General features: G+C 57.3%; 21 protein-coding genes. 5 read left to right on the top strand and 16 right to left on the bottom strand.

Annotated elements, in window-relative coordinates; genetic code table 11:
- Positions 1-9: 9 nt before the first annotated feature.
- The 9 genes from thrC to ffh all read right to left on the bottom strand — a co-directional run bounded on the left by thrC (position 10) and on the right by ffh (position 8,530).
- A complete protein-coding gene (thrC, locus tag OM794_RS02460; RefSeq protein ID WP_226250073.1) occupies positions 10-1,398 on the bottom strand; it encodes a threonine synthase in 1,389 nt (462 codons plus the stop codon).
- Positions 1,399-1,403: 5 nt separating this feature from the next.
- Positions 1,404-2,720 (bottom strand): homoserine dehydrogenase, encoded by a 1,317-nt coding sequence (locus tag OM794_RS02455; protein ID WP_226250072.1) that lies wholly within the window; start codon positions 2,718-2,720, stop codon positions 1,404-1,406.
- Between the two features lie 110 nt (positions 2,721-2,830).
- Positions 2,831-3,634, bottom strand: coding sequence for a DsbC family protein (locus tag OM794_RS02450; RefSeq protein WP_226250071.1), 804 nt, complete (start codon positions 3,632-3,634; stop codon positions 2,831-2,833).
- The gene (gene xerD / locus OM794_RS02445; protein ID WP_226250070.1) at positions 3,609-4,490 is read right to left on the bottom strand and encodes a site-specific tyrosine recombinase XerD; all 882 of its coding nucleotides are present in this window, start codon (positions 4,488-4,490) and stop codon (positions 3,609-3,611) included. Before xerD ends, OM794_RS02450 begins: the two co-directional genes overlap by 26 nt.
- 123 nt (positions 4,491-4,613) lie before the next feature.
- On the bottom strand, positions 4,614-4,970 hold the full coding sequence (gene rplS, locus OM794_RS02440) for a 50S ribosomal protein L19 (RefSeq protein ID WP_088698749.1): 357 nt from the start codon (positions 4,968-4,970) through the stop codon (positions 4,614-4,616).
- A gap of 160 nt (positions 4,971-5,130) precedes the next feature.
- Entirely contained in the window at positions 5,131-5,892 is a 762-nt protein-coding gene (gene trmD / locus OM794_RS02435) for a tRNA (guanosine(37)-N1)-methyltransferase TrmD (protein ID WP_265154621.1), read from the bottom strand.
- Positions 5,893-5,993: 101 nt separating this feature from the next.
- Positions 5,994-6,539 carry a ribosome maturation factor RimM gene (gene rimM / locus OM794_RS02430; protein ID WP_226250069.1) on the bottom strand — a complete coding sequence of 182 codons (546 nt, stop codon included), beginning with the start codon at positions 6,537-6,539 and terminating at the stop codon, positions 5,994-5,996.
- A 71-nt stretch (positions 6,540-6,610) separates the two neighbouring features.
- The gene (gene rpsP, locus OM794_RS02425) at positions 6,611-6,859 is read right to left on the bottom strand and encodes a 30S ribosomal protein S16 (RefSeq protein WP_007111767.1); all 249 of its coding nucleotides are present in this window, start codon (positions 6,857-6,859) and stop codon (positions 6,611-6,613) included.
- A gap of 258 nt (positions 6,860-7,117) precedes the next feature.
- Positions 7,118-8,530 carry a signal recognition particle protein gene (ffh, locus tag OM794_RS02420; RefSeq protein WP_226250068.1) on the bottom strand — a complete coding sequence of 471 codons (1,413 nt, stop codon included), beginning with the start codon at positions 8,528-8,530 and terminating at the stop codon, positions 7,118-7,120.
- Between the two features lie 268 nt (positions 8,531-8,798).
- Here ffh and OM794_RS02415 point away from each other — a divergent pair, with 268 nt between their 5' ends.
- Together OM794_RS02415 and OM794_RS02410 are read left to right on the top strand one after the other, a co-directional pair.
- Positions 8,799-9,596 carry an inner membrane protein YpjD gene (locus OM794_RS02415; protein WP_226250067.1) on the top strand — a complete coding sequence of 266 codons (798 nt, stop codon included), beginning with the start codon at positions 8,799-8,801 and terminating at the stop codon, positions 9,594-9,596.
- A gap of 105 nt (positions 9,597-9,701) precedes the next feature.
- Positions 9,702-10,976: an HlyC/CorC family transporter gene (locus tag OM794_RS02410; protein WP_088698745.1), complete on the top strand. Its 1,275-nt coding sequence runs from the start codon at positions 9,702-9,704 to the stop codon at positions 10,974-10,976.
- Between the two features lie 8 nt (positions 10,977-10,984).
- On the opposite strand, the gene OM794_RS02405 is transcribed toward OM794_RS02410, so the two are convergent.
- Positions 10,985-11,650, bottom strand: a complete 666-nt coding sequence (locus OM794_RS02405) for a 1-acyl-sn-glycerol-3-phosphate acyltransferase (RefSeq protein ID WP_226250066.1) — start codon at positions 11,648-11,650, stop codon at positions 10,985-10,987.
- Entirely contained in the window at positions 11,647-12,261 is a 615-nt protein-coding gene (locus OM794_RS02400) for a TetR/AcrR family transcriptional regulator (protein WP_226250065.1), read from the bottom strand. Before OM794_RS02400 ends, OM794_RS02405 begins: the two co-directional genes overlap by 4 nt.
- A 216-nt stretch (positions 12,262-12,477) precedes the next feature.
- Between OM794_RS02400 and OM794_RS02395 the strand changes: the two genes are divergently transcribed.
- Together OM794_RS02395 and OM794_RS02390 are read left to right on the top strand one after the other, a co-directional pair.
- Positions 12,478-13,164, top strand: coding sequence for an SOS response-associated peptidase (locus OM794_RS02395; protein WP_226250064.1), 687 nt, complete (start codon positions 12,478-12,480; stop codon positions 13,162-13,164).
- Positions 13,164-16,022 (top strand): insulinase family protein, encoded by a 2,859-nt coding sequence (locus tag OM794_RS02390; protein ID WP_226250063.1) that lies wholly within the window; start codon positions 13,164-13,166, stop codon positions 16,020-16,022. The genes OM794_RS02395 and OM794_RS02390 overlap by 1 nt, the downstream gene beginning before the upstream one ends.
- Before the next feature lie 22 nt (positions 16,023-16,044).
- Here OM794_RS02390 and sbcB read toward each other — a convergent pair whose 3' ends face one another.
- The 4 genes from sbcB to minC all read right to left on the bottom strand — a co-directional run bounded on the left by sbcB (position 16,045) and on the right by minC (position 19,602).
- Positions 16,045-17,538, bottom strand: a complete 1,494-nt coding sequence (gene sbcB / locus OM794_RS02385) for an exodeoxyribonuclease I (protein ID WP_226250062.1) — start codon at positions 17,536-17,538, stop codon at positions 16,045-16,047.
- Between the two features lie 93 nt (positions 17,539-17,631).
- Positions 17,632-17,883, bottom strand: a complete 252-nt coding sequence (minE, locus tag OM794_RS02380; protein ID WP_007111776.1) for a cell division topological specificity factor MinE — start codon at positions 17,881-17,883, stop codon at positions 17,632-17,634.
- A complete protein-coding gene (minD, locus tag OM794_RS02375) occupies positions 17,880-18,698 on the bottom strand; it encodes a septum site-determining protein MinD (RefSeq protein WP_088698739.1) in 819 nt (272 codons plus the stop codon). The genes minE and minD overlap by 4 nt, the downstream gene beginning before the upstream one ends.
- Positions 18,699-18,855: 157 nt before the next feature.
- Complete coding sequence (minC, locus tag OM794_RS02370; protein WP_211595865.1) at positions 18,856-19,602, bottom strand: septum site-determining protein MinC; 747 nt, start codon at positions 19,600-19,602, stop codon at positions 18,856-18,858.
- A gap of 246 nt (positions 19,603-19,848) precedes the next feature.
- Here minC and OM794_RS02365 point away from each other — a divergent pair, with 246 nt between their 5' ends.
- Positions 19,849-22,665, top strand: a complete 2,817-nt coding sequence (locus OM794_RS02365) for a DUF349 domain-containing protein (RefSeq protein WP_265154236.1) — start codon at positions 19,849-19,851, stop codon at positions 22,663-22,665.
- Between the two features lie 63 nt (positions 22,666-22,728).
- Here OM794_RS02365 and phbB read toward each other — a convergent pair whose 3' ends face one another.
- On the bottom strand, positions 22,729-23,475 hold the full coding sequence (phbB, locus tag OM794_RS02360; RefSeq protein WP_226250061.1) for an acetoacetyl-CoA reductase: 747 nt from the start codon (positions 23,473-23,475) through the stop codon (positions 22,729-22,731).
- Positions 23,476-23,589: the final 114 nt, after the last annotated feature.

Below are 23,589 nucleotides of genomic sequence, written 5' to 3'. Positions count from 1 at the left end.
AGCGGGCTTTCAACGACGATTTTCCACAACAAACTGCTGCACGGCGGCAAGCTCGGCAGGCAGCACGGTGTAGCGCTCTTCGCGCTCAATCAGGTCTTCCATATGCGGCGGTAGCGGCACGCCCAGGAAGCCCGCCTTCACAACAGCCTCGGCGAATTTAGCCGGGTGCGCAGTGGCCAGGGTTATCATCGGCGTTGACTGATCTGCCCGGGCGCGTTCGGCGGCACGATAGCCGGTAGCGGTGTGCGGATCGAGCATTTCACCGGTGCGCTTGTGAGCGTCACGGATGGCTTCCAGAATCGTCGCGTCATCCACGCTGTAGCTGGAAAACTTCTCGCGCAGCTTGGCCAGCGGCGCATCGGCCAGCGCCGTGGGTTCCCGCTGGAAACGTTCAAGTAGCGCCGCGACGGCCAAACCATCGCGGTCGTAGGCGTCAAACAGCAGGCGTTCAAAGTTAGACGACACCACGATATCCATGGAGGGCGCCAAAGTAGCCGCCAGCTCTTTTTTGGAGAAATCGTTGGCGGCCAGGGTGCGGTGCAGAATATCGTTGGCGTTGGTGGCGATGATGAACTGCTTCACCGGCAGACCCATTTTGTAGGCCATATAACCGGCAAACACGTTGCCAAAATTAGCCGAAGGCACACAGAAGCTTACTTCGCGGTGCGGCGCGCCCAGGGCAACGCCGGAGGCGATGTAGTAAACGATCTGCGCCATAATGCGCGCCCAGTTGATCGAGTTCACTGCGACCAACCGCGTACCGTTGAGGAACGATTGATCGGCAAAGCTGGCCTTGACCATCGCCTGGGCATCGTCGAAATTGCCTTCAATGGCAATATTAAAGACGTTATTGGCCAGCACCGAGGTCATTTGCCGGCGCTGCACTTCCGAGACCCGGTTGTGCGGGTGCAGGATAAAGATATCCAGGTTGTCGCAGTGGCGGCAGCCCTCAATCGCCGCCGAGCCGGTATCACCCGAGGTCGCGCCCATGATCACCGCGCGCTCGCCGCGCTTTTTCAGGAAGTGATCGAGCAAGCGGCCGAGCAGTTGTAACGCTACGTCTTTAAATGCCAGGGTCGGGCCGTGGAACTGCTCAAGCAGGAAGTGATTGGCATCCAGCTGCTTGAGGGGCACGACTGCGTCGTGATTAAAGGTCGCGTAGGCCTCGGTCACGATGCTGCGGAAAGTCTCGTCGTCGATCTCTCCGTTCACAAACGGCTTCATCACGCGGAAAGCGATTTCCGCGTAGGAGAGCCCGGCCATGTCGGCCAACTCTTCACGGGAGAGTTCAGGCAGAGTTTCCGGCACATAGAGGCCGCCGTCGCTGGCCATACCGGTGAGCACCACTTCTTCAAAGGAGAGCGCGGGCGCTTGCCCACGCGTGCTGATATAGCGCATCTTGCTTACTCCCCTTCGTCCAGGCTTTCTACGCGAATGCGCGTTAACGACCCGGCAATATCGGCCATGGACTCAATTTCGCGGATTGCTTCATTCATCTGCTTCTCTTTGGTGCGGTGAGTAAGCAGGATAATTGGCACCAATTCGCCTTCAGTGGCCTCTTTCTGAATCAGCGCTTCAATAGAGATGCCCTGCTCGGCCAAAATGGTGGCCACCCGCGCCAGAACACCGGGGCGATCAACCGCCAACAAGCGCAGGTAATAGGCGGTGGTGATGTCTTCCATCGGCATGATGGGCAGTTGGCTGACATCTTCGTCAATGCCGCTAAACGCCAGATAGGGAACCCGGTAGTGGTGGTCGGTGGAGATATCCCGCGCCACGTCGAGTAAGTCAGCCACCACCGCCGAGGCGGTAGGCTCTGCGCCCGCACCCGCGCCGTAGTAGAGCGTCGGTCCTACCGCATCGCCCATCACCGCAATGGCATTTTTGACGCCGTGTACATTGGCCAGCAGGCGCTCTTTCGGGATCAGCGTGGGGTGAACCCGCAGCTCAAGGCCCTGATCAGTGCGCTTTGAAATACCCAGGTGCTTGATCACATAGCCTAGATTGTCGGCTTGCTCGACGTCTTCCGCAGTAATCCGCGAGATACCTTCAGTGAAGGCTTTCTCGAACTGCAGCGGCACGCCGTAGGCAATCGAGGCCAAAATCGTCAGCTTGTGCGCGGCATCGATACCTTCCACGTCAAAGGTGGGATCGGACTCGGCGTAGCCTAGCGCCTGGGCTTCTGCGAGCACGTCTTCAAAGGCGCGGCCTTCATCGCGCATATGGGTAAGGATATAGTTGCCAGTGCCGTTGATAATGCCCGCCACCCACTCGATGCGGTTGGCACCCAGGCCCTCGCGCAGCGATTTAATGACGGGGATACCGCCGGCCACCGCGGCCTCAAACGCCACGATGACGCCCTTTTCATGAGCGGCCTTGAAGATTTCGTTGCCGTGCACTGCAATCAGCGCCTTGTTGGCAGTGACCACGTGCTTGCCGTTTTCAATGGCGGTGAGCACCAGCTCGCGGGCGATATCGTAACCGCCTATGAGCTCCACCAGGACATCCACATTGGGATTGGTCGCCACTTCAAACACATCGGAGGTGGCATTGATGCCGGTAATATCGCAGTCAGGATGAATACTGCGGTGAGCAACCTGCTCAATCACAATAGGGCGGCCAGCACGACGCGCAATATCATCAGCGTTGCGAGTCAATACGTTAAAGGTGCCGCCACCGACAGTACCTAGACCACAAATACCTACTCTTACCGGTTTCAAAATACTTCCCCTTTCGTGTTGTGCACCTGGTGGTGCTGGCCTTAATTACGGTGTTGAAGTCGATCTTAAAGACCGTGTCTCAGCGTTTTGCTTTATCTTTGGAGGTGACGTTATGCGTCATCCAAGCCTAACATGGCAGAGAGCCGCTCGGGGGGCACAAACCCCGGCACCATTTGCCCATCGGGCAAAATAATCGCCGGCGTGCCCTGTACGCCCAGTGCCTTACCCAGATCATACTGCCCCGCCACTGGATTGTCGCAGTCTGCTGCACTGGAAATCGCCTCACCCTCTTTGGCTTGGGTCATCGCTTCGCTGCGATTATCCGAGCACCATACCTGCTGCAGCGTGGTCGCCGCTTGGCTGCCCATGCCCGCACGGGGAAACGCCATGTAGTGAACAGCGATACCGCGTTCATTCAACTCTGGAATGGTGTCGTGTAACCGCGCGCAGTAGGGGCAGGTAGGGTCAGTAAACACCGTTATAGTGGCTTTCGGTTCATCGGCACCGCGGAAGATCACTAACTCATCGTCAGGTACGGCTGCCAATGCATCGGCACGTTCTTGGTTCTGCTCTTGTTCGGTCAAATTGACCAACCCTTCATCGGCATTTTCGTACAGGTCACCGACCAGAAAGTGGCTACCGTCAGCGTTGGAGTAGAAGGCTTCGCCACTCTCCAGCTGCACATGATAGACGCCCTCCATGGGTGTCTCAGTGACCGTTTCCACCGGCATTTTCTGTCCATTAACACTCAGCGATTCAGCAAGTCGATCAGCCACCTCGTCCGCCTGGGCAGCGGAAGGTAACAGGCTGACGGTTAACAGGCACGTCAGCAGTGAGACAGGTGTTACTAAAGGAGATACTACTAAACGGCGTTGACGCATCATCAATTCAGCCTCTTGGGTGATGTTCTGCATGTAAGCTTTCCAAGCGCGCCTGGGCTACATGGGTATAAATTTGGGTCGTCGACAGGTCGCTATGACCCAGCAGCAGCTGTACGACCCGCAAATTGGCCCCATGATTCAATAAATGGGTAGCAAATGCATGGCGAAGTGTATGTGGCGACAGTGGTCGAGTAATCCCGGCTGTTATTGCATGCACCTTAATCCGGTGCCAAAAGGTTTGCCGGGTCATGGCTTTATCGCCCCGCCCAGGAAACAGCGCTGGCCGGGTCGGGTCGCTCATTAGCGCCAGCCGTGCGCTCTGCATATAGTGCGCCAGCCAATCCGCCGCCTCTTCTCCCATGGGCACCAAACGGTCTTTATCGCCTTTACCGCGCACCCGCACCACGTTTTGGCTTAAATTAACCGCGTCTCCGGTAAGCCCCACCAGCTCAGAGACACGCAGACCACAGGCATAGAGTAACTCCAGCATGGCGCGGTCGCGGACGCCCAGCGGGGTATCGGTATCCGGCGCCATCAACAGGCGCTCTACCTCATCCTCTTCCAAGGTGTTCGGCAAACCTGGTATGACGCGGGGTAACTTGATATCGGTGAGTGGATCGCTCTCCACCTGATTATTTAAACGCCCCCAGCGGTAAAAGCTGCGCAGCGTCGACAGCAGCCGGGCATTGCTGCGCAGTTGATAGCCTTCCTCCCGGCGGCTGGCCAGCCATTCACTGAGGCGCTCCGGCGGCGGCGCCAAGAGGGCTTCACCGTGGCTCTCCAGGTGGCCCTGCCAGGCGGTTAAATCACGCCGATAGGCGGCTAACGTATGATCGCTGGCGCCCTGCTCAAGCCAGAGAGCATCTAAAAAAGCATCGATAACGCTCATAGGTTAGTCACCTCCAGCCGCTTTTATTGAGCGGCATAAACAAAACCCCGCCCCGCAAAGCGGTGACGGGGTCTTGGTATCCGGACGCAACGCCAACAGCGTGCGCCCGGGGAACAGTGGCGTTTAAGCCAGCTTTTCCTTGATACGTGCAGAACGACCGCTGCGCTCGCGCAGGTAGTAAAGCTTGGCTTGACGCACGTCACCGCGACGCTTGACTTCGATCGAGTCAACCAGCGGGCTGTAGGTCTGGAAGGTACGCTCAACGCCAACGCCGTGAGAAATTTTACGCACGGTGAAAGCGGAGTTCAGGCCACGGTTACGCTTACCAATGACCACACCTTCAAACGCCTGCAGACGCTCGCGAGTGCCTTCTTTTACTTTTACCTGAACGACAATAGTGTCGCCGGGGGCAAAGGTAGGAATTTCCTTGCCCATTTGCTCAGATTCGATCGCCTGGATCACTTTGCTTTTGCTGCTCATCATCATACTCCTGAATAACGTGTTGGCTTGACCGCTCTATCATGGGTGGCGGAAGCCGTGATCCCGGCGCTCGAAACGAGCTACGCGGGAGTCGTTATGGGTGACACAGGTGCGCTTTTTCGCCCTGCACCGCCGCTCTGATCTAGGTAGCTGAAACACACTACTTAGTAGGCAGAGCGTGTTCTTCGATAAACTCGTTCAACAGCTTGCGCTGTTCGACATCTAACGTGCGCCCTTCCAACAGGTCTGGACGGCGCTGCCATGTCCGGCCTAATGACTGCTTTAATCGCCAGCGTTTGATGGCTGCATGATTACCGCTTAACAGCACATCCGGCACCTGGCGCCCGTCGATGACTTCTGGACGGGTATAGTGCGGGCAGTCTAACAGACCGTCATTAAACGAGTCTTCGATAGCGGAATCCTGATGACCCAGTACACCGGGAATCAGCCTTGCCGCTGCATCGATCAGCACCATCGCCGGCAGCTCACCGCCGCTCAGCACATAGTCACCAATCGACCACTCTTCATCAATGTCACTCTCCACCACGCGTTCATCAATGCCTTCATAGCGCCCTGCCACGACCACTAAAGGCCCGGCGGATGCCAGTGCTTGAACGCCCTGCTGATCCAGCTTACGCCCCTGGGGCGAAAGGTAGATCACCGTCGGCTTTAAGCCGGTGGCTTGCTGCGCCCGCTCCCGGGCCGCAAAGATCGCTGCGCGCAGGGTGTCGACTTTCATCAACATGCCTGGACCACCACCATAGGGGCGGTCATCGACGCTGCGGTGGCGGTCAGTGGCGTAATCCCGCGGGTTCCAAAATTCCAGTGCAATACGCTGTTTCTCTACCGCTCTGCCGACCACGCCCTGTTGGGTTAGCGCGTCAAACATCTCGGGAAACAACGAGACTACACCAATCCACATTGCCGGCGCTGCTGCTTCGCTCGCCGTTTCCGGCGCGTTGCCACTCTCCAACTCGGTTGAGTCGGTCGATGCATCACTGCTCAAACTGTTCATACGTTTGGTCAAAACTCAGGATCCCAATTGACGACCATCCGGCCCTCTTGGGAACTGATTTCAATAATGACGTCGTCTGGCAAAAATGGCAGCAGTCGCTCACGCTTGTCGATTGACTCAGAATCGCCGCGAACCACCATGACATCGTTGGCGCCGGTTTCAAACAGGTAGCTGACCCGTCCTAGCCGTTCACCAGCCTGAGTGAAGACCGCCATGCCTTCAAGCTCATGCCAATAATACTCATCGTCGGAAAGCTCAGGCAGCGCCTCTTTGGGCATCAGGATGTCCGTTTGGGCTAATGCTTCCGCCGCACTACGGTCATCGACCCCTTCAAGTTGCACTACAATTCCCTTGCCCTGCCGACGTCCCTGAACAATGCTTATGCGCTTTAGGGTTTCGCCTTGGCGCACCCACCATTCCGGGTACTCAAGAATGCTGTCCATTGGGCTAGTGTAGGAGTACACCTTGAGCCAACCTTTCACCCCATAAGGGCTAGTTAGCTTGCCTAGCACCACATGCGTGTCGTCAGTTTGGCTATTTTCAAAACGCGTCATCGACGACCTCAGCTACCCAGCACTCACTTTCTCACACAATAAGTCTCAGACAACAAGACTCAAAAGCAGGCTTAAGCCTGTTTGCGTGCTTCTTTAACCAGCTCAGCAACACGACCAGACAACTGGGCGCCTTGGCTCTGCCAGTGAACAACGCGATCCAGGTCAACGCGCAGACGCTCTTCCTGACCACGGGCAACCGGGTTGAAGAAGCCGATACGCTCGATGAAACGACCGTCGCGAGCGTTACGCGAGTCGGTAACGGTCAGGTGGTAAAAGGGACGCTTCTTGGCGCCACCACGGGCCAAACGAATGGTAACCATACGATAACTATCCTTCGGTTGAGGTTACGAGAGTGTGTTGTTAGCGCTAACCGCTACCGGAACACTCGTCGTGCTATAGGCTATATAAAGGCCTTCATTGGGTGGCGCTGCTACCGCGATTGACGCGATTTTACGCAACGCCCACGCATGAAGAGGCCGCATTCTACGCAAATGCGCTCGGCTTGGAAAGCCTGATAGCCAGAAAACTCATAGACCGTCAACCTCAGCCAGCGCATCAGCGCTTTCACTATTGGCATTTTAGCGCCGCGGCAATCCACCGGGGCCGCCCATACCACCCATGCCACCTGGGCCGCCCGGGCCACCGCCGCCGCCCATCATGCCGGACATACCGCGCATCATTTTCTGCATGCCACCTTTCTGACCTGCTTTCTTCATCATTTTCTGCATCTGCTTATGCTGCTTGAGCAGACGGTTCAGGTCAGGCACCTGTAGGCCCGCGCCAGCAGCTATACGGCGTTTGCGCGAGCCGTTGATAATGTCGGGCTTGCGGCGCTCTTTGGGGGTCATGGAGTTAATCAGTGCCTCCAGCTTACCCAGCTCTTTCTCTGGCCCAGGGCCCTGGGCCATCTCGGCCATCTGGCCCATGCCGGGAAGCTTGCCTAACAGGCCACCCATACCGCCCATTTTCTTGAGCTGCTGGAGCTGGTCGCGAAAATCTTCCAGGTCAAAGCCGTCGCCTTTCTTGACCTTTTTGGCAAGTTGCTCGGCTTTGGATTTGTCGACGGTGCGCTCGGCTTCCTCGATCAGCGACAGCATGTCGCCCATCCCCAGGATACGTGAAGCGACCCGGTCTGGGTGGAACGGCTCTAAGGCATCGACTTTTTCACCGACACCCATAAACTTGATCGGCTTGCCGGTAATGTGGCGCACAGAAAGCGCCGCACCGCCGCGGGCATCACCGTCCGCTTTGGTAAGGATCACACCGGTTAGCGGCAGCGCTTCACTGAACGCCTTGGCGGTATTGGCGGCGTCCTGGCCGGTCATGGCGTCGACGACAAACAGCGTTTCTTGAGGCGAGACCGCTTTATGCAGTGCCTGGATCTCCGCCATCATGGCTTCATCAATCGCCAGTCGACCGGCGGTATCGATCAGCACCACATCGTGAAACTGGATCTTGGCGTGCTTGATAGCCGCTTCGGCAATCGCCACCGGCTGCTGGTCGGAGCGCGAGGGGAAGAAATCCACCTCGACCTCTTTGGCCAGGGTTTCGAGCTGGTCGATGGCTGCCGGGCGATAAACGTCGGCAGACACTACCAAGACTTTCTTCTTCTCGCGCTCGCGAAGGTAGCGTGCCAGCTTGGCCACAGAGGTAGTTTTACCCGCCCCCTGCAAGCCAGCCATCAATACAACGGCGGGGGAGCCCTTGAGCACAAAGCCGTCGTTGGCTTCGCCCATAATCGCTTCCAGCTCCTGCTGGACGATTTTGACGAACTGCTGGCCTGGTGACAGGCTTTTGGATACTTCCTGGCCGACCGCCCGCTCGCGGACACGTTCGATAAACGCCTTGATGACCGGCAGTGCTACGTCGGCCTCAAGCAGTGCGCGGCGTACTTCGCGCAGGGTATCTTTAATATTGTCGTCAGTCAGGCGAGCCTGACCCTTGATCGACTTTAGCGTCTGGGAAAGACGCTCACTTAGATTCTGGAACATGGGGCCTCTCTGCCTCCGTCACTGCCGTCGGCGCGCACGCCCTGGACTATTTAGTAAAAAGATTATACGCGCTCACGCTTCGAGTCTCCATGGGAGAGGATTAGCAATCCTACCGACCTACTCCGAGTCTTTACCTATTTTCATACGTTTGCCCTGCTGGGCGACGCCGCTTTGATTAGTTATAGTAGTTGGATAGATTCTCATCGCAATCACACTTAATTCGTTTATTTATTCACAGCAACGCGCTGCAAGGCGCACGGATAGCATCATGCAGGCGCTCCCTTTCGCCACGATTGCTTTTGTTCTTTATGTTGCCGCTGCCATTTGGCAAGGCATGACGCTGTTCCGGCGCGTGCCGCCCCGCCAGGGCATGGTACGCCTGCTCGCCGTATTGGGCCTACTGTTGCACATTCCTGTGGTGGTCAAACTATTGGGGCAGTCCCCCGGCCTACTGCCTGGGTTTACCACCAGCGCCACATTGCTGATGGCGGTCGCGGTCAACGTCGTGCTAGTTGCCAGCCTGTTTAAACCAGTGCTTAACGCCGGGATTGTACTCTTCCCGTTGGCGGGTATTGCGCTACTCGCCGCCACTTGGCTGCCGAATCAGGGTGGTCATACCGGGCTTACACCGGGCATTTTGTTGCATGCGATAAGTTCAGCGCTGGCGTTTGCCGTGCTGGCAATTGCCGCCGTCCAAGCGGTGCTGGTCGGCCTACAGAACCAGGCGCTGCGTCACCATCATATCCGCGGCATCGTGCAGTCGCTGCCGCCGCTCACCACCATGGAGCGGGTACTTTTTGAACTGGTGTGGGCGGGCATTATTCTATTGACGCTCTCCATCGCCAGCGGGCTTATTTTTCTCGACAACTTCTTTGCCCAGCATTTGGCGCACAAAACCGTACTCTCGCTACTGGCCTGGGTAATCTTCACTACCCTGTTGGTTGGTCGTTATCGCTTTGGCTGGCGCGGCATGCGTGCCGTGCGCTGGACACTGGGGGGCTGCGGCCTGCTGGTGCTGGCCTACTTTGGCAGTAAGTTCGTACTTGAGGTTGTACTCAATCGATAACGACTCAACCGCTAACGGGGGCGCAACCACGCCTTTGGTTGTCTTGACACACTACTCGCTACCTTCTACAAATCGAGCCTAATTCGCCACAAAGGACTTTTCGACTTGAGCGACGACTTCCCCCTGGGGTTACTGTTCGGCCTGCTAGCCTTACTGATACTGCTTTCTGCGTTTTTCTCCAGCTCTGAAACCGGCATGATGTCGATTAACCGCTACCGCTTGAGCCATCAAGCCAACAGCGGTGACCGCAGAGCCAAACGGGTTATGCGCTTGCTCACCCGCCCAGACCGCCTGATCGGCGTTATCCTGATCGGCAACAACTTCGTCAACAACCTGGCGGCGTCCATTGCGACTATTATCGCCATTCACTTCTTCGGCGACGTATCAGGGCCTGCGATCTCGACCGCCCTGCTGACTATCACGATTCTGATCTTTGCCGAAGTCACGCCGAAAACTTACGCCGCAATCAAGCCCGAACGCATCGCCTATCCTACGTCCTATGCCCTTGAGCCGCTGTTAAAGCTGCTTTACCCGCTGGTATGGTTGGTCAACGTCATGTCTAACGGCCTGCTCCGGCTGGTGGGCGTCAAAAGCGTTGATAACGGCGGCGACAGCCTGACCCGCGACGAGCTGCGTACGGTGGTTCATGAGGCGGGCACGCTGATCCCTTACCGCCACCGGGCGATGCTGCTGTCGATCCTTGACCTTGAGAATGTCACCGTGAACGACATTATGGTGCCCCGCCACGAGGTGCTGGGTATCGACCTGGATGACTCTCTCGAAGATATTTTGACCCAGATTCGTACCAGCCAGCATACCCGGCTACCGGTCTATAAAGGCGATATCAATAATATTATCGGCATGCTGCATCTGCGCAACGCAGCCCGCTTTCTCTCCCGGGACGAAGTCACCAAGGCCTCTATTGTGCAGGAGGCACGGGAACCCTATTTCATTCCCGAATCCACGCCGCTACATACCCAACTGCTCAACTTTCAGAAGCAGAAACGGCGTATCGGCATTGTGGTGGATGAGTACGGCGACGTAGAGGGTTTGGTCACCCTGGAAGATATTCTGGAAGAGATCGTGGGCGAGTTCACCACCGATGTCTCTGAGGATGAAGAAATTCACCAGCAGGATGACGGCAGCCACGTAATTGAAGGCACCGCCAATATTCGTGAGATTAACAAGATGCTCGGCTGGCAGTTGCCGACCGATGGCCCCAAGACGCTCAACGGACTCATCCTTGAGCATCTGGAAGCCTTTCCGGAAGGGCCTGCGTGTCTGCAAATTGGCAATATGCGCATGGAGATTTTGGAGATTCGCGACAACCTCATCACCTCGGCGCGCTGCTGGCAAAAGCAGCGGGCGGCTCGCCGCTAGCAAGCGAGCTAACGGCGGCGGGATAGCTCCTGATCAGCCGCCGCTTTTAAAGCCCTGACCCGCGCTTCTAGAAACCGCCGCAGCGCTATATCATCGGCGTCCAGACGGTTGAGTGGAGGCCCAAAGTGCAAGCTCACCGGCGCCCGGAAGCGCCTTGGGCACTTTTTGAGTGCTTTGCCGTTATGGTGGGATGTCCACGACCCCCATAAGCCTGCCAGCCCTGCGGGAATCACCGGCACATCATCCCGAGCGAGAATGGCTTCCAAACCGCGCCGAAAGGCGTGAATTTCACCATCCGGGGTCAGTCGCCCTTCAGGAAAGACCATCACGACCTGCCCCTGGCGCAGCGCTGTGCTCACGTCATCCAGGGCGCGCCTTAGAGCACCGGGGCTACGCCGCTCAGACTCAATGGGAATGGCGCCTACCAACTGAAACCACCACTTAAGCCAGGGTGAGTCGAAGATCGGCTGATCCATAACAAAACGCAGCGGCCGAGGACTAGCGCCACCAAGCACCAGGGCATCCATAAAACTGACGTGGTTACACACCACTAATGCAGCGCCCTGCTTAGGGATATGCTCACGTCCATGCACCTGCAGCCGGTAGCAGAGGCGCATTGAGACAAAAATCAGCCAGCGCAGCGCCTGACGCCCCGCATTGACACCCCAGGTCACGTCGCCGCCTCACGATGGCGCAAGCCGGCCAGAATGGTGCTCATCAGTTGATCCAACAGCTCATCCACTTTCAACTGCTGGCCCTGCCAATAGCCCAATCGCTCATTAAGCCCTAGCTGAACCAAGCCGTGGACGCTACCCCACAGCGTGCGCCCCAAACGGCGGGCTTCGAGATCATCCAGCGCGGGCTGGTAGGCTTTCAGCGAGGCCTCCACTTGAGTAAATAGCGCTTCGATCAAATCGCTTTGGCGCTGATCAAGCTCACCCTCCTGGGCCAGTGGGTAATCGAACAGCAGTTGCCAACGGTAACAATCCTGCTCGGCGAACCGCCAGTAGGCATGCGCCAGCGAGCGCAGCCATGGCTCAGGGTCATCATCGACCAAGCTGGTAATGGTGTGCTGTAAGCGTGCCAAAGTTTCCACATTGACGTGCTGCAATAAGTTATTGAAGCTGCCATATAGCTTCAGTAGGGTGCTGGGGGCACAGCCAACCTCTCTAGCCAAAGCACGCAGTGAGAGACCATGGACTGGCTGTTCAGCCAACCACTCATCACAAGCGTGCATGACCTGCGCGTGGAGGGCATCGGGCGCATGCTGTCTAGGACGGGCCATGGCGATCTCTTAAGGTCAACGGCAAACAAGGAGGAAAGCCTCACTGCGCTTTAGCGGGAGCAAGGGATACGATAGGATACCTTACATCGAACACTGTTTTCGACACTAAAACACACCATTTCGTGCTTTATTGCGCGAAGTCGCCCGCTATCCAGTTACACTTTCTCGACAATTTTGCTTAATTTCCGGGAAGATCTTAATGAGTAGGAGATAGGTATGACGGGGCGACTGCATGTGCAAAATTTACCGCTGACCCGTTTACTGCCGACGCTAGTCAACGCCGAGCCCCTGGTTGAGTCGCCTAATCTGGCCCCCCGGCGGCCAATCTCGGCAATTCGACTAGAGCAGGGCGAATACCGGCTTTCGTCGCTTTTTTGGGGCCTGACGCCGCCCTGGCTGGAGGTGCTGGATCACGCGCCCCACTGCGCCCGGGCGGAGACGCTTGAATCACGGGCGATGTTTCGCGATGCCTTTAGCGCGCGCCGCTGCGTTATTCCGGTGAGCGGTTTCTATGTATGGAAAACCCAGCCGCGCAGCAAGCAGCCCTATTTAGTCACCCAGGTATCCCGCGCGCCGCTGCTGTTGGGCGCCCTATGGTGCCGCTACCACACCTCGTTAACGGCATTCACCGATTCAGCGGCACTGATCACCGTGCCCGCCAATCTGCTGTTATCACCGTTAACCGACCGCTTGCCGGTCACCATTCCCAGCCATGCGCTAGCCGCCTGGCTCAACCCCGACACCGATACCGAAACGCTTAATTCGCTGTTAGCACCCGCGCCGTTGGAACTGTTGGGCGCTTTTCCGGTATCTAAACATGTCAATAATCCCGCCTACCAGTCACCGGCCTGCGCCCATCCCAATGGGTCGATGCTGCGCTGGACTGTGTCACAGGAGCTGTAATGTTGCGATCCACTTGCTTGAACCGCTGGCGTCTTTTTCCTCAGTGCACAGTGATTGGTATTATCGCCAGCATCGCCATAACGCCACTTGCCTTCGCTGAAGACGATGACGCCGTTGCCGACGCCATTGCCGAAACCGTCACCCCGATCATTAGCCCTTATGACAGCCGGGACTACCGCGTGCTGACCCTTGAAAATGGCCTCAATGTGTTGCTGGTCAGCGACCCGGAAGCTGACAAGGCAGCGGCCTCGATGAATGTGCGTGTCGGCAGCGCCCAAGATCCCGACGACCTCCAGGGGTTAGCGCACTTCCTCGAGCATATGCTGTTTTTAGGCACCGAGCCCTACCCGGAATCTGATGCCTACCAGCGCTATATTTCCAATAACGCGGGCTCTCACAACGCCTTTACCGCGCAGCAGGATACCAATTACTTCTTTGATATTGAGCCCTCGGCACTGCCGGGTGCACTGGATCGTTTCAGCGAATTTTTCCTCTCACCACTGTTTAACGCCGACCACCTGGAGAGCGAACGCAATATCGTTCACTCGGAGTACATGGCACGTATTCGTGATGAGTCCCGTCGCGAAAACGATGTGCTAAACCAACTGTTCAACCCTGACAACCCCACCACCGGTTTTGCCGTGGGTAGCCGGGAAACACTGGCCAGTCCGCCTGAAGGTGAAGCGACGCTACGCGAGCGGGTCATCGACTTCTATCATCAGCACTACGATGCCAATGTGATGAACTTGGCCATTGTAGCGCCTCAGCCGCTCGAGACGCTTGAGGAGTGGGTAGCCGAACGCTTTGCCGATATTCCCGACAACGACTTAAGTGTGCCGACGATTGACGCGCCACTGGTTGATTCAGACACGCTCCCCCGCTATATCGAGCGTCAGTCGCTGCAGGATCGCCGCCAGGTGAATTTCTACTTCCCGGTGCCCGACCCCACCGACGACTACCGCACAAAACCCACTCAGGTGATCGCCCACCTACTGGGCGATGAGGGCGAAGGCAGCCTGTTAGCGGTGCTACGCGATGCGGGACTGGCCGATGGGCTTTCCGCCGGAGTAGGACGCGGCGATGGTAACGAAGCGCTATTTACTATCTCCATCAGCCTGACGCCTGCAGGCGCCGAACGCTTGGACGACATTGAAGCCACCCTGTTTGCCGCCATTGAGCAACTGCGTAACGACGGCCTCTCTGAATGGCGTTACCAGGAGCAGGCAGACCTCAATGAGCAAGCCTTCCGCTTCCAGCAGCACGGCGCCCCACAGCAGGAAGCCACGCGCCTCTCCATGAGCCTATCGCGCTACCCGGTAGAAGACGTGCAGTACGCAGCTTACCGTATGGATGGCCCCGACGCAGAGCGCCAGCAGACTTACCTGGATGCCCTAACGTCGGATAACATGCTGCGCTTCTACTCGGCGCCGGATGTGGAAAGCGACACCGTCTCACCGTGGTTCAATGCCCAATGGAAAGAGCAAACACCCGACCAGCCAGGCCAGGTGCTTGATGGTTTAGCCCTCCCTGGCCCCAACCCCTTTATTGCCAATGATTTAACACTGCTGGAGGGCCAGGATGAGCGCCCCAGCCTGCTGGTCGATACGCCATCGTTCAGCGCCTGGCATATGCAGGATGATCGTTTTAACACGCCCAAAGTTGAGTGGCGAGTCAGCCTACAAAGCCCCACCGCCAGCTACTCTGCCCATGAAGCAGTGCTCACTCGGCTGCTCGCCAGTTGGCTCAACGACAGTTTGAATGAAACCCTCTACCCCGCGTGGCTGGCAGGACAATCGTTTAGCGCTTACCCCCACGCCAGGGGCATGACGCTATCGTTCTCAGGCTGGCGTGATGGCCAAACCCCGCTGATTGAACAAGCCCTTGAGCAATTAGCGCACGCGGAGATCAGCGACAGCGCTTTCGAGCGCGTGCGTTACCAACTGCAGCGCGAGTGGCGCAACGCGCCTCAGGCGTCGCTCACCGGGCAGGCCAGCCGTACGCTGGGGGAAGCCCTGCTCACACCACAATGGTCTACTGCTGAGCTTCTCGCTGCCAGCGAGCGTTTTGACCGCAGCCATCTGGAAGATTTCCGCCAGCGCTTTCTCGCCGATCTGTACGTCGATGCCATGGCAGTGGGCAACCTGGACGCTGACCTGGCGCGTGAGCAAACACAGCTAATGCGCGCCAAGCTCAAGCCACGGCTAACCCGCGACGCTATTGCGAACTTAACGCCACTTGCGGCCAGTGAGGAGCACAGCGTGCTGCACCCTCACAGCTCACGGGATGAGTCTTTGGTGCTGCGTTATCTACAGGGTCGCGATCAGACGCCAGCGGAGCAAGCCACCACCGCGGTGATTGCCCAGTGGCTAGAGACACCGTTCTACCAACAGCTGCGCACCGAGCAGCAGCTCGGCTACATCGTCAACGCTGGCTATTCGCCGCTGCTCGAAGCGCCAGGAATTGCCCTTATGGTGCAATCCCCCGATGTCGAGAGCGGCACTATTGCTGAGCGGATAGATGCGTTTCTTGACGAGGCCAGCCAACGTCTTGAACAGCTTAGCGACGCTGACTTAGCGCCTTATCGCCAAGCGGTGCACGACCAGTTGCGCCAGCGCGATACCAGCCTGGCGGGCATGGCTAACCGCTACTGGCAGGCCACGGCACTTGAAGACGTTCGCTTTGACCGCCGTGATAAGTTGGCCGAGCTAGTGCTGAACGTTAGCCTTGAGGATATCAAAGCTCTCTGGCCATCGCTGCGCGAGCGCACTCTGGACATACGCTTTAACCCTGGCGACGAACCCAGCGATGTCAGCACTTATCGGGAGGAACGCTCAGCGCTGCCTAAAGTGCGTGAATAAGCAGCGTTGTTAAACCACCGGCTCAGGCATCAAACGCCTGGGCCGGCATCATCGCCTCCACGAACATCACCAGCTCTTCCAGAATCTGCCGCTCACGGTCAGTAAGGGTTTGCTGATTGTATTGAGCGATTTCCCGCGCAAACGCCTTGAGGGTAAAGCCTGCCAGGGCCGGATCATTGATTCGCATCCAGCGAAACGCCTCCCACTTCTCGCGCTCCTCGCCTTCCAAGGTGTCGGGGTAACTGCGCGCGCGATAACGAAACAGCATCTCTTCCAGGCGCGGATCCTGAAACGCAAAGCGCTGCCCTACCAGATCCCACGGTTCCATCTCCCGCACCCGCTCCATCTGCTGACGGTCAGCGGCGGAGAAGAAGCTGCCCGAATAGAGCATTAGATCAGGGTCTTGCGGGGCGTCTTCGTAACCAGCGCTAAACACCTCGGCGACCTTAGCGGCAACACCGCTGGCATCGCGCAGGGTTTTCCAGTGCTGGCGACAGGCCGCCACATCCAGGCCTAAGCGCGCAACGATAATGCCATACTCCCCCTTTTGCGGCCCCTCAACGTCTCTTAAAGCCGTTGCGGGGAACACCACCGGGCAACGGTTAATATGGATCACCTTCAACGGAATACGTGCTTCACCTTCAGCCAAATCCTGCTGACTGACGAATACCCGCTCGCGAATCTGCTCCGCTGACATGCTCAGCATATCGCTGGGATCAACGCTCAAATCGTAAACAATCACCCCATTAGGGTTTGTCGGATGTTCGGCCAGCGGCATCACCAGGGCACTGCAGCCCCGGCTGGCAGGATAGCGGCGGGAGATATGTAGCAGCGGCTTGGCGTTGGGCAAGTCAAGCTGCTTGGCCACCGCGCGCTTACCGCGCAGGCCGAGCAGATAGTCGAACAGTTTGGCATTGCGCGCTTTAAGTAAACGCGCCAAGGCAATCGTGGCCCGCACATCGGCTACCGCATCGTGAGCCCCCTCATGGGCAATACCGTTTGCTGCGGTTAAGTGCTCTAACTTGAAGCTGGGTGCACCGTCTTCGCGCAGCGGCCACTCAATGCCATCCGGGCGCAGCGCATAAAAAGCGCGCACAACATCGATTAAATCCCAGCGGGAATTGCCGTTTTGCCACTCACGGGAATAGGGGTCGAGCAAATTGCGGTAAAACAGATGGCGGGAGACTTCGTCATCAAAGCGTAGGCTGTTGTAACCCACCACACAAGTGCCCGGCTCACTCATATGGCGCTGAATCTCGCCCGCAAATTCTGCTTCGGGCAGACCATGGCGTTGAGCTTTTTGCGGGGTAATGCCGGTAATCAAACAGGCAGTAGGATGAGGCAGGTAATCATCGGCGGGCTTGCAGTAGAGTTCGATCGGCTTGCCGATCTCGTTCATATCAGCATCAGTGCGCAGGGCAGCGAACTGAGCGGGCCGATCGCGACGCGGATCCGCCCCGAAGGTTTCATAGTCATGCCATAGAAAACTGGCAGGGGCAGCATTGGGTGGCGCCATGAGCAATCACTCCGCTGGGCAGTTAAAAGCCCAAGCCTAGCACACCCGCCACCCCTTTCGCCCCGTCTTCAGTTCTTGCACGTAGACGAAGGCTCAGCTCTTGGGAAGCGTCACGTTCAGCTCCAGCACCGAGCAGTTGTCTTCGCTGTCCAAGGAAATTTGAATGGCGTCGTCATCCACATGGACGTAACGACGAATCACCTCAAGCAGTTCGCGCTCTAGCATCGGCATATAGTCGGGCTGACCGCGCTGACTACGCTGATGCGCGACAATAATTTGCAAACGTTCTTTGGCGACCGAGGCGGATTTCCTGCGCTCACGCTTCAAGAACTCCAGTAATTTCATCGGCGCGCCCCCCCAAACATACGGCTCAGCAGGCCTTTGCGTTGCATTTCATGGAAACGCAGCGGCATGTCTTCACCAAGCAGGCGCGATACCGTATCGCTATAGGCTTGGCCCGCGTCGCTGGAGATATCGTGGGTAACGGGCACGCCCTGGTTGGAAGCACGCAGCACAGCCTCTGACTCAGGAATCAAGCCCAGTAAATTGATCGCCAAAATTTCGCGGATATCGTCCAGCGTCAGCATATCGCCGGAGGTAACCCGTTCGGGATTATAGCGGGTCACCAGCAGGTGCTCTTTAATAGGATCATCGCCCTGCTCTGCACGCCGGGTTTTCGAGGCCAACAGCCCCAAAATACGGTCAGAGTCACGCACTGACGATACTTCAGGGTTGGTGACCACAATCGCCTCGTCGGCGAAGTACATGGCCAACTGCGCACCGCGTTCGATACCGGCGGGTGAATCACACAGAATGAAGTCGAAATCTTCTTTCAACTTCTCCAAAATCTCTGCAACGCCCTCTTGGGTCAGGGCATCTTTATCGCGAGTTTGGGAAGCGGGCAAAATAAATAGATTCTCGACGCGCTTGTCGCGAATCAGCGCCTGATTAAGCCCTGCTTCGCCTTGAATCACGTTGACTAAGTCATACACCACGCGCCGTTCGCAACCCATGATCAGGTCGAGATTACGCAGGCCCACATCAAAATCGATGACGACCGTTTTTTTACCGCGCAGCGCAAGTCCTGTGGAGATGGCTGCCGCACTGGTGGTTTTGCCGACCCCTCCTTTACCAGAGGTCACTACAATTATCTTGGCCAAGATTCACTTCCTTCTTGAAGTCGTTCGTCGCGAGCGCGAGTCAGTTGGCGCTCTGCGCATAACGGGAACGTCAATGTCATCAACATGCCATACTGTAACGGATAGCGTCTTCGGCGTCGCTAGGCATGAAGCACCAACGCAGCCTCATACTAATACCTTAGCCCAGTGGCTTAATTTCAAGCTGTTCTTTTGTAAAGTGAACTTCTGCGGGCTGCCCCAGAAGCTGAGCGTCGATATCTTCCGAGCGTTTGTAATTGCCTGCCACCGAAAGCAGCTCAGCCTCCAGCTCGCGGCAATAAATACCTGCCTGGGTATTACCATGAATGCCTGCCAGTGCCCGGCCCCGCAGTGCACCGTAGACATGAATACTGCCAGCAGCCAGCACTTCCGCCCCGGCATTCACCGCCCCGATGACCACTAAATCTCCATCAGAGGCGCTTACTTGCTGGCCAGAGCGAACGGTACCGCGATAGAGCCGCGTGGCCAACGTTGGCGCTTCTGACTCGCTCACTGGCTCCTCACGGGCGACCTCTTGCACCGGCGAGCTGCCGACACTTTCCAGCACCCGTGCCCGCCCTTCCGCCACCGGCGGAAACCAACCCAGCCCCAGCGCCCAGGCCGATTGGCGAACCGGCTCAGTACCACCGCGCACAGCTACCGGCAACAGCTTATGGTCACGGCACACGGCACAAATGCGCTCAAGGGCTAAGTGGGGTTCATCGAGTTTTTCCACGCTGAGCACAACCGGTGTATGCTGAAAGAACGCAGGGGACTGGGAAAACTTACCAGCCAACTGCTGCCGGATTTGCTCTGGGTCAGCACTACTTAGCTCCATGACGGTCATCGGCAGCATGCCGCCTTTGAAGGTAAAGGCCACTACGGCACTATCCACGTTAAGGCTCATGGCCGAACTCCCCGTCATGTTCATATAAGATTAAGGTAGCGTACTATCACGCATTTCGTCGTCTAGAAACACTGTAGTCTAAAAACAGTGTGATCTAGAAGCAGTGTGGCCTAGAAAATAGACGTTTATCACACCATGCTTATTACGAGACAGCAATAGTAACGCCAAGCTAAGCGACTGTGCCGGTGACTGCAACCACCGAGCCGTTTTTTTCATGCTACGCATTTCATACTCGCAGGATGATCCATGCACGGACTGTTAAGACGCCTGTTCGCACCTCGGTGGCAACACCCTGACCCAGAGGTGCGCCGTCAGGCCCTCCAACGACTAAACCCAGAGCAGGCGGATCAGCGTCAAGCGCTGCAGTCGCTCACTCAAGATAGCGATAGCCAGATTCGCCTTGCCGCGCTGCTGGCTCTGGATGACTGCGTAGGTCTGGTAAACGCATACCCCCGCCATCAGCAGGAGGAAACCTGGTTCAATGCGGTTTGCCAACGGCTTAGTGGGCGTGAAGGCCATACCGACCTGAACCAGCGCCAGATACTGGTTGAACAGATTGAAGAGCCGCGGGTATTGAGTGCGGTCGCCCTCCAGGGCGACAACCTTAATCTACGCTTGATCGCCCTGAGCAAGCTGAGTGATGAGAATGACCTGATACATCAAGCTTGCTACAACGGTGTAGCCGCCGTTCGCCACCAGGCCGCCGAGCGCATTGAGGACGAGGAGGGGCTTAAGCGATTATTGAAAGAGGCACGCCGTGACCGCCAGGTGGTTCGTCTGGCCCGGGAACGCCTCAATCGCTTGCGCAGCGACGCCCAGTGGCTGGAAGCGGAAGAGCAGCAGCGCGAAACGCTTTTGAATCAGCTAGAACAGCATGCCCGCGCGCCCTGGGAGCCCCTTTACGGTGGCCGTTTTCGCCACCTTGAACGGCAGTGGGAGCAACTAACTCAGCCGCCCAGCGTGGAACAGGAGCAGCGCTTTCATCAAGCCGTGCTCAATTGCCGCAAAACACTCCACGACCACGAGACCCAGGAGCAGGCTCGCCAGCAGAGCGACGAGCGCCGCGAAGAAGCTGAAAACACCCGAGAGCAGCTGCTTGAAGGCATCGAAGAGACCCTTGACGGCCTACGCCACGCTTCCGCCATGACCGTACAGGATATCGACAGCCTGCGCGCCCAGCGTCAGCTACTCGGCCAACGCTGGCAGGCGCTTTCCGATATCCACCCGCCCAGTGACACCATGCGCCAGCGCTATACGCTGGCGATTCAGCACTACGACCAGTGCTTAGAGGCATGGCAGCGCTGGTGCGCGGTAAGCGCGCCCATCGAAACCGCCCTGGCCAGTGGCGATCATGAGACCCTGGCCACCCTGATTAGCGACTGCCGGTGGCCAGACACCTTAACCCCCCCGGCGCTGCTCGGCCGCGCCCTGGCTGCGTGTAATGCTGACAGCACCGCCCCTTTGCAACCTGCAGAGGACAGCGCCACGCTGGAGGCCCATGGCGCGGAACTCGACACCTTTGAGCACTTGCTAGAGCGCGGCGCCTTTAAAAGCGCCAGCCGCCTGCATCAGCGCCTAAAGCCGCGCATTGAAGCCCTGGAGAGCTCAGCCGCTCAACCGCTCAAAACACGCTTAAAGCACTTAGCCGCCCGGCTCGCGGAATTACGCGACTGGCGGGGGTTTGTCGCCGGGCCAAAGCGCGAGCAGCTATGCGCGGGTATCGAAGCGTTGGCGAACGATCTCTACATGGCAGAAGAAGCGCTTGACCGCCATCATCGCCAGTTGGTCAAAGAGTGGAAATCACTGGGCGATGCGGCGGCCAACCGCGAACAGTCTGCGCGTTTCCGTAGCGCTTCGGATCGTATCCACGAACGTCTTGCCCCTTGGCGGGATCAGCTCAGCAAAGAGCGTGAGAACAACCTGAAAGCCCGGGAAGCGCTATGCGACCAGCTAGAGAGCCTGCTGGCTCAGCCCGCAGAAGATGCCGATCCTGATGTGCTAAGGCAAATCCGCGACAAAGCGCGCCACCAGTGGCGGCACTACAGCCCCGTTCCACGTGAGCGTTCAGAGACCGTTGGGCGACGCTTTGGGACTATTCGCCATCAACTACAGGCGTTGATTGATCAACGCGCTGAAACGATCGCCTCAAAAAAACGCGAACTGATCAGCCAGGTGAGCGCACTGCGTAGCGACGACAGCCAGCCGCTGGCCCAGCGCATCCACCTGACCAAACAGCTGCAGCAGCAGTGGCGTGCACTAGGCCGAGCCCCAAAAGGCGAAGAGCAAACGCTGTGGAAAACCTTTCGCCACGAGTGTGATCAACTCTTTGCCCAACGCGATGCACATAAAAATGAGCAGGCAGCGCGCCAGCAACAGCAGCTTGATGAGATGCAGACGCTCATCGATGAAATGGATAGTTGGCAGCCACTGGAGGCGAGCGAGTCGGCCACACTGGAGCGCTTTATTGAGCAGGCCAACCAGCTTGAGCCGCTGCCACGCAACCGGCGCAGCGAAGGCATGCAGAAGCGGATGAGCGGCATTGTGCGTGCACGCCGAGAACGCCTAAACCGTCTGGCGGTGGCCGACACGGTTCAACAGTGGCATGCGATTATGCCATTAGTGAACGCTCACCTGGCCGCCGACCAGCGCTATCTCAGCGAGGAAATTCCTAGCGATGTGGACGCGCAATCGGTTCTCGACACTTCATTGCCTAGCGCTTTCAGTCAGTCACATAACGCACGCAATCAACAGCGCCATAGCGTAGCAGTACCGCTATCAGACGCTGAGCACGCCCGTATCGCCGACTCCCTTGCGAGGCTAAGAGTGCACCTCTCGATGCTGGCCGTGGGTAGCGTGCGGCAGAGTGATGAGCCACTGCGCCTGGCGATTCAGGTAGAACGTTTGAATGAAGGCTTCAATCAAGAGCGCAGCCGTGATCAAGAAGTGATCGACATCCTGGCGGCACTATTGGCGCTAGGGCCAATGCCAGCCACGCTATGGGATGCTGAAGTGGAAGAGTTGGATAACCTGCTCAGCCGACTGGCACGAGTACCACTGCCATAGCGTTAGCAAAAGAAAACGGGAGGCTTATAGCCTCCCGTTTACGCTCTCCTCTTGGGCTAACCACTAACCCATGAACTGACCACCGTTGATGTCGATGTTTGCACCGGTGATAAAACCTGACTCCTTATCGGCTAAGAAGGTGACCAATCGGCCAATCTCCTCTGGCGTGCCATAGCGCTTCACTGGAATGGTTTCCCGGATTGCCTCGCGTACTTTTTCAGGAATATTCATGATCATATCGGTGGCAATATAGCCAGGCGATACGGTATTGACGGTAATTCCTTTGGTCGCTGTTTCCTGTGCCAACGACATGGTCAAACCATGCATGCCGGCTTTCGCCGCCGCGTAGTTCACCTGACCAAACTGGCCTTTACGGCCATTAATGGATGAAATATTGATAATCCGGCCATAGCCATTCTCAAGCATCATCTCAATGACGCTACGGCAGGTGTTAAATACACTGTTGAGGTTGGTGTCGAGCACTTCGTACCACTGCTCGTAGGTCATTTTCTTCATGGTGCCGTCACGGGTGATCCCCGCACAGTTCACCAGCACACTAATCGGGCCATACTTGTCGTGGATTTCGCGGGCACCTTCCAGGCAGGCGTTGTGGTCAGAAAGGTCGACACCTGACAATTCGATATTGTTGTAGCCGTCGGCATGCTGCGTTTCTAGCCAGGTTTTGGCCTTGTCGGGGTTGCGATAACCCGCCACGACCAGATATCCCGCATCTGCCAACGAACGACAAATTGCCGTACCGATACCACCAGTTCCACCAGTTACCCAGGCGACGGGGGCTTGATTGGCCATTGACTACCTCCCTGATATGACAAATGGCTTGGATCTCAAAACATGCACGTTATGTCGCAAGCCATTGTGAATAAGCGCGACTGCGCCTGTATTACCCTAGTGCATTATTTGCGT

The sequence above is a fragment of the Halomonas sp. BDJS001 genome, from assembly GCF_026104355.1.
GTDB lineage: Bacteria > Pseudomonadota > Gammaproteobacteria > Pseudomonadales > Halomonadaceae > Vreelandella.
The sequence above is the reverse complement of the archived record's forward strand: the minus strand, read 5'-3'. Positions and strand labels throughout refer to the sequence as shown.

Excerpts from the sequence above, each read along its gene's own strand:
- thrC (WP_226250073.1), bottom strand. The coding sequence starts at position 1,398 with ATGCGCTATATCAGCACGCGTGGGCAAGCGCCCGCGCTCTCCTTTGAA.
- OM794_RS02450 (WP_226250071.1), bottom strand. The coding sequence starts at position 3,634 with ATGCAGAACATCACCCAAGAGGCTGAATTGATGATGCGTCAACGCCGT.
- xerD (WP_226250070.1), bottom strand. The coding sequence starts at position 4,490 with ATGAGCGTTATCGATGCTTTTTTAGATGCTCTCTGGCTTGAGCAGGGC.
- rplS (WP_088698749.1), bottom strand. The coding sequence starts at position 4,970 with ATGAGCAGCAAAAGCAAAGTGATCCAGGCGATCGAATCTGAGCAAATG.
- trmD (WP_265154621.1), bottom strand. The coding sequence starts at position 5,892 with ATGTGGATTGGTGTAGTCTCGTTGTTTCCCGAGATGTTTGACGCGCTA.
- rimM (WP_226250069.1), bottom strand. The coding sequence starts at position 6,539 with ATGACGCGTTTTGAAAATAGCCAAACTGACGACACGCATGTGGTGCTA.
- rpsP (WP_007111767.1), bottom strand. The coding sequence starts at position 6,859 with ATGGTTACCATTCGTTTGGCCCGTGGTGGCGCCAAGAAGCGTCCCTTT.
- ffh (WP_226250068.1), bottom strand. The coding sequence starts at position 8,530 with ATGTTCCAGAATCTAAGTGAGCGTCTTTCCCAGACGCTAAAGTCGATC.
- OM794_RS02415 (WP_226250067.1), top strand. The coding sequence starts at position 8,799 with ATGCAGGCGCTCCCTTTCGCCACGATTGCTTTTGTTCTTTATGTTGCC.
- OM794_RS02400 (WP_226250065.1), bottom strand. The coding sequence starts at position 12,261 with ATGGCCCGTCCTAGACAGCATGCGCCCGATGCCCTCCACGCGCAGGTC.
- OM794_RS02395 (WP_226250064.1), top strand. The coding sequence starts at position 12,478 with ATGACGGGGCGACTGCATGTGCAAAATTTACCGCTGACCCGTTTACTG.
- OM794_RS02390 (WP_226250063.1), top strand. The coding sequence starts at position 13,164 with ATGTTGCGATCCACTTGCTTGAACCGCTGGCGTCTTTTTCCTCAGTGC.
- sbcB (WP_226250062.1), bottom strand. The coding sequence starts at position 17,538 with ATGGCGCCACCCAATGCTGCCCCTGCCAGTTTTCTATGGCATGACTAT.
- minE (WP_007111776.1), bottom strand. The coding sequence starts at position 17,883 with ATGAAATTACTGGAGTTCTTGAAGCGTGAGCGCAGGAAATCCGCCTCG.
- minC (WP_211595865.1), bottom strand. The coding sequence starts at position 19,602 with ATGAGCCTTAACGTGGATAGTGCCGTAGTGGCCTTTACCTTCAAAGGC.
- OM794_RS02365 (WP_265154236.1), top strand. The coding sequence starts at position 19,849 with ATGCACGGACTGTTAAGACGCCTGTTCGCACCTCGGTGGCAACACCCT.
- phbB (WP_226250061.1), bottom strand. The coding sequence starts at position 23,475 with ATGGCCAATCAAGCCCCCGTCGCCTGGGTAACTGGTGGAACTGGTGGT.